The sequence below is a fragment of the Streptomyces murinus genome (assembly GCF_002154555.1).
Lineage (GTDB): Bacteria > Actinomycetota > Actinomycetes > Streptomycetales > Streptomycetaceae > Streptomyces > Streptomyces murinus.
In genome coordinates, this window is the sequence record NZ_MUNF01000111.1 from 1 (window position 1) to 902 (window position 902).

The following is a 902-nucleotide window of genomic DNA, read 5'->3' on the forward strand; positions in this document are numbered from 1 at the left end:
CATCCTGCTGACCGACGGGCGCGGGGCCGGCGGACATCCGCTCGTGCCGCACGTGTCGTGGAATTTGGGCGGCGTTCGGGTTCCCTGGTCGGCGGTGGCGCTGTCGCCGGTGGGGGCTCCGGGTGCCCCGGCCGAGCGCCAAAGCCACCCGGCCGGGCCCCGGGCGGCCAGCAGGCCAGAAGAACACGCACCCCGCACCCCGCCCACACAGGTTGAATCAAGCCAGAAGCCCAGAGCCCAGACACGGGTCCGGTGTGTCAGCCGTTCGGATATGCCTGTGCGATCAGCTTGGTCCGCAGAACCGTCAACTGGGCCACCATGTCGTGGACCAGGTAGAGGTCACGCCTGCGGGTCCAGGCCTGGCCGGACTCGGGGTCGTAGGTGCCGGGCACGGTGATCCCCGCGGGCGCGTACGCCGNNGGGCGGCGACCCCGTCGGTGCTCAGGTACGTGATCGTGCCGTCCGCCGCGATCACCGGCTCGATCGACGTGACGTCACGCATGCCGTACTTGGAGTCCAGGAAGCGGGCGATCTCCCACTGCGCGTACACGGGTACGTCGATACGGGACCGGACGCGGGCGACGGTGTCGGCGAGCGCCTCGTTCACCGGGCCGGGCTCGAAGAGCACCTTGGCGGGATCGCCGCCGCCCGCCGGAGGCCGGTTGCCGAAGCCGTAGGCGACGACGAAGTCGAACTTCTTCAGGGGGGGCGGTCTCCGGGTGCCAGTCGAAGCCGACGTCCTGGAGGAGCGGGACGAGAGCCTTGGCCGTGTGCCGGTCGCCGCCGAGTTCGGCGGTGAGGGCGGCAAGCATGTCACGCGAGAGGTCTCCTTCGCCTCTCCTCTCGTCGGCCTGGGCGGGCGCCGCGCCGAGGACGGCGGGGGCGGCCAGGGCCGCGGTCAG

General features: G+C 71.9%; 2 protein-coding genes. One reads left to right on the forward strand and one right to left on the reverse strand.

Annotated elements, in window-relative coordinates; genetic code table 11:
* Positions 1 to 257: 257 nt before the first annotated feature.
* Entirely contained in the window at positions 258 to 392 is a 135-nt protein-coding gene (locus tag CCN72_RS41375; RefSeq protein WP_279630225.1) for a hypothetical protein, read from the reverse strand.
* 327 nt (positions 393 to 719) lie between these two features.
* Here CCN72_RS41375 and CCN72_RS38575 point away from each other — a divergent pair.
* A partial coding sequence (locus tag CCN72_RS38575; RefSeq protein WP_143664063.1) for a hypothetical protein occupies positions 720 to 902 on the forward strand: 183 nt, incomplete at its 3' end.